4 protein-coding genes are annotated in these 4007 nt (G+C 64.0%); all 4 read left to right on the top strand.

The features are described from left to right. Positions 1-76: 76 nt before the first annotated feature. The 4 genes from HMPREF0178_RS11445 to argC are packed head-to-tail and all read left to right on the top strand — an operon-like array spanning position 77 to position 3877. Positions 77-1222: a class I SAM-dependent rRNA methyltransferase gene (locus HMPREF0178_RS11445; protein WP_083832515.1), complete on the top strand. Its 1146-nt coding sequence runs from the start codon at positions 77-79 to the stop codon at positions 1220-1222. A 38-nt stretch (positions 1223-1260) separates the two neighbouring features. Beyond that, complete coding sequence (locus HMPREF0178_RS11440) at positions 1261-2448, top strand: alanine--glyoxylate aminotransferase family protein (RefSeq protein WP_009733543.1); 1188 nt, start codon at positions 1261-1263, stop codon at positions 2446-2448. 50 nt (positions 2449-2498) lie between these two features. Next, a complete protein-coding gene (locus tag HMPREF0178_RS11435; protein ID WP_005025345.1) occupies positions 2499-2813 on the top strand; it encodes a DUF1844 domain-containing protein in 315 nt (104 codons plus the stop codon). Between the two features lie 5 nt (positions 2814-2818). Continuing rightward, positions 2819-3877 carry an N-acetyl-gamma-glutamyl-phosphate reductase gene (argC, locus tag HMPREF0178_RS11430; RefSeq protein WP_009733542.1) on the top strand — a complete coding sequence of 353 codons (1059 nt, stop codon included), beginning with the start codon at positions 2819-2821 and terminating at the stop codon, positions 3875-3877. Positions 3878-4007 lie beyond the last annotated feature (130 nt).

Genomic DNA, 4007 nt, shown 5'->3' with positions numbered 1-4007 from the left:
AGTTGCCTTTCACCCTTCTCTCTCCAAAGGACACCCATGCAACAGCTTTTCCTACAAAAAACACGAAGACCGCCGCCTGCGGGCGGGGCACCTGTGGATATTCAGCAACGAAGTGGAAGTGAAACGATCCCCGTTGACGGCGTTCGCGCCGGGCGAGGCCGCGCAGGTCTGCGCCGCCGACGGGCGTACCATCGGGACGGCCTACGTCAACCCCGCTTCGCTCATCGCCGCGCGCATCGTCAGCCGCAAGGCCGATGAGCCGCTCGACGCCCCCCTCATCAAAAAACGCCTTGAACGGGCTTTGCAGCTGCGCGAAACGCTGTTCGACGTGCCCTTTTACCGCCTGTGCCACGGCGAAGGCGACTGGCTGCCCGGCCTCGTGCTCGACCGCTACGGCGACGTGTTCAGCGCTCAGATCACCACGGCGGGTATGGAAGCCCAGAAGGATGCCCTGCTTGAAGTGCTCGGAGAGCTGTTCTCCCCCAAAGCCGTACTGCTCCGCAACGATGTGGGCGTGCGGACGATGGAAAACCTGCCCCTGCTCGTGGAAACGGGCATGGGCACGGTGCCGGACGAAATCGAAGTACGGGAAAGCGGCGCAGCCTTTACCGTCTCGCTGGCGGAAGGCCAGAAGACCGGCTGGTTCTACGACCAGCGCCCCAACCGGGTGGAGGCCGCCAAGTACGCCAAGGGCAAGACCGTGCTCGACGCCTTCTGCTACGCGGGCGCGTTCGGGGTCATGGCGGCCCGGAACGGCGCGGCGGGCGTGACGTTCCTCGACGCCTCCAGACAGGCTCTCGACATGGCAAGCCGCAACCTTGCCGCCAACGCCGGATGCCCCGGCGAGACGCTGCCCGGCGACGCGCTGGACACGCTGGCGTCCCTGCGCGACGGGGGGCGGAAATTCGGCGTGGTCTGCGTCGATCCCCCGGCCTTCATCAAGCGCAAGAAGGACGCCGAACAGGGCCTCAACGCCTACCGCCGGGTCAACGATCTGGGCTTGCAACTCGTGGAAAACGGGGGCATTCTTACGAGCTGTTCCTGTTCGCACCACCTTGAGGCCGAAGCGCTGCGCCGCCTGATCGCCCAGTGCGCCGCCAAGAGGGGCCTGAACACGCAACTGCTGTATCAGGGCTTCCAGGGGCCGGATCATCCGGTGCATCCGTCCATGCCCGAAACGGCCTATCTCAAAGTCTTTATCCTGCGGGTCTGGAAAGACTGATCCGCGCCGCGAAATTTGTCCGCATGACAGGAGACATCATGTTCAACAAGCCCCGTTTGCTCACTCCCGGCCCCACGCCTCTGCCCGAACGCGTCCGCCTCGCCCTCGCGCAGGACATGATCCATCACCGGAAGCCCGGCTTCAAGAAAATCCTGCTGGAAACCGAAACCATGCTCCAGAAGCTGTTCGGCACCGAACAGCCGGTGCTCCCGCTTTCCTGCTCCGGCACCGGGGCCATGACCGCCGCCGTGCACGGCCTGTTCCTGCCCGGCGAAACAGTCATCGTGGTGAACGGCGGCAAATTCGGTGAACGCTGGTCCAAAATCGCCGCCGTACGCGGGCTTAAGGTCGTGGAAATCGATGTGGCCTGGGGGCAGGCCGTGACGCCCGCGCAGGTCGAACAGGCGCTCCGCGAACATCCCGAGGCCAAGGGCGTGTTCATGCAGGTCTGCGAAACCTCCACCGCCGCGCAGCATCCGGTGGAAGCCATCGCCCGGCTTACCCGCACGCGCGAAGTGCTCCTTGTCGCGGACGGCATCTCGGCGGTCGGCATCTCTCCCTGCCCGATGGACGCATGGGGCATCGACTGCCTCCTCACAGGCTCCCAGAAGGGCCTCATGGTCCCGCCCGGCATGGCGCTGATGGCCCTTTCCGCGCGCGCATGGAAACGCGCCGAATCCATCCCCGTCTCCTGCTTCTATTTCAACCTCGCGGGCGAACGCGACAACCTGCTCAAGGGGCAGGGGCTGTTCACCTCGCCGGTCAACCTCATCGTGGGGCTGCATGAAAGCCTGTCCATGCTGTTCGAAGAAGGCGGCCTCGACGCCCTGTACCGCAAACAGTGGGCGCTCACCTGCATGGTCCGTACCGGGGCGCTGGCGCTGGATCTGCCCCTGTTCGCGCCCACGCATTACGCATGGGGCGTCACCAGCATCATGCTGCCCGCCGGGGTGGACGGCGACAAGCTCCTCAAGGTGGCGGCCGACGAATGCGGCATCATATTCGCGGGGGGACAAGATCATTATAAGGGCCGCATGGTCCGCTTCGGGCACATGGGCTGGGTGGACTGGGCCGATGCTCTGGCAGGATTGCACGCGCTGGCGCACGGTTTGCGCGCTTCCGGCGGCTTCAGCGCGTCGCGCGATTATCTGGAAACGGCACTTTCCGCATATCATCGCGCCCTTGACGTTGAGCCGGGACGAGTTATTCCTGATGTAAGAAGTTAAACCGGCATCCCCGCCGGCCCCATCATAGACACTCGTTCCACGGAGACACCATGAACGCTGCTTCCCCTGAAGACCACAAGGCCTGTGACTGCAATAAGCCCGGCTGCGACTGCTCCATGCCGCAGGTCACGTTTTCCACGTTTATCCTTTCTCTCGCCTCGTCCGCGCTGGTGCAGCTCGGCGAGGTCCCCAATCCTGAATCGGGCGCGACCGAACAGGATTTGGTCATAGCCAAGCATACCATCGACATCCTGACCATGCTCGAAGAAAAGACCAAACAATGCCTCGACAGCGACGAAGCCCGCCTTTTGGAGGGCATCCTGTACGAACTGCGCATGAAATACGTCATGAAAAAGGTGGATTAAAAGCCATGCCACAAGAAATGATCCGGGTGGGCCTTGTCGGGGTCACCGGCTACACCGGAATGGAATTGGCGCGTCTGCTGACCGGCCATCCGAACATGAAGCTCACCGCCGCCACCTCCCGCACCGAAGCGGGCAAGCGGCTCGGCGATCTGTATCCGTTCCTCAATGGCCTGCCAGGAGCCGACGTCATCCTCATCGAGCCCGAGCCGGAACTCATCGCCAAAGAATGCGATCTGGCCTTCCTCGCCGTCCCGCACACGGCGGCCACCGAAATGGCGGCGGCGCTTGTGGAGCGCGGCCTCAAGGTGGTGGATCTTTCCGCCGACTTTCGCCTAAAAAGCGCGGAAACCTATGAGCAGTGGTACAAAGTCGAGCACAAGCGCCCCGACCTGCTTCCCGAAGCGGTATACGGCCTGCCGGAACTCTACGCCTCCGACATTGCCAAGGCGCGCCTTGTGGCGAACCCCGGCTGCTACCCCACCTCGATCATCCTCGGCATGACCGCGGCCCTCGCCGACGGCCTGATCGAAACCCACGGCATCGTCGCGGACTCCAAGTCCGGTGTATCCGGCGCGGGCCGTTCCGCCAAGCTCGGTTCGCTCTACTGCGAAGTCGCGGACTCCTTCAAGGCTTACGGCATCGGCACGCACCGCCACACCCCGGAAATCGAGCAGGAACTGTCCCGTCTGGCGCACGAGCCCATGACCATCTCTTTCAATCCGCATCTTGTGCCCATGAACCGCGGCATCCTGTCCACGATCTATGCACAGCTCAAGGCTCCCCTCTCGCAGGCCGACGCCCAGCGCGTGTATGAGGAAACATGGGCGGACAGCCCGTGGGTGCGCGTCCTGCCCTCCGGCCAGCTTCCCGAAACCCGCAATGTCCGTGGGACGATGTTCTGCGACATGTCCGTCATCGTCGATCCCCGGACCAACCGGCTCATCGTGGTATCCGTCATCGACAACGTCTGCCGCGGCGCATCCGGGCAGGGCATCGCCAACGCCAACATCATGTGCGGGCTTCCGGTCACGACCGGGCTCATGCTCTGCGCCATGATGCCGTAAGGCCTCCGGCGGCAAGGGGCGTTGCCCCTTGCCCCCCGGCAGGGCTCCGCCCTGTACCCGCCGGGGGGAATCGCTCTGCGTGCGATGCCCGTAAGACTCGCAAGCTCGCCTAACGGTCACGGCTTCGCCG

The sequence above is a fragment of the Bilophila sp. 4_1_30 genome, from assembly GCF_000224655.1.
In the GTDB taxonomy this organism is placed as follows: Bacteria; Desulfobacterota; Desulfovibrionia; order Desulfovibrionales; family Desulfovibrionaceae; genus Bilophila; species Bilophila wadsworthia.
Note: the sequence above shows the minus strand (reverse complement) of the source record. Positions and strands in the feature narration are given on the sequence as shown.

What these genes read in the sequence shown, in the direction of transcription:
- HMPREF0178_RS11440 (WP_009733543.1), top strand. Translation starts at nt 1,261, where the DNA reads ATGTTCAACAAGCCCCGTTTGCTCACTCCCGGCCCCACGCCTCTGCCC.
- HMPREF0178_RS11435 (WP_005025345.1), top strand. Translation starts at nt 2,499, where the DNA reads ATGAACGCTGCTTCCCCTGAAGACCACAAGGCCTGTGACTGCAATAAG.
- argC (WP_009733542.1), top strand. Translation starts at nt 2,819, where the DNA reads ATGCCACAAGAAATGATCCGGGTGGGCCTTGTCGGGGTCACCGGCTAC.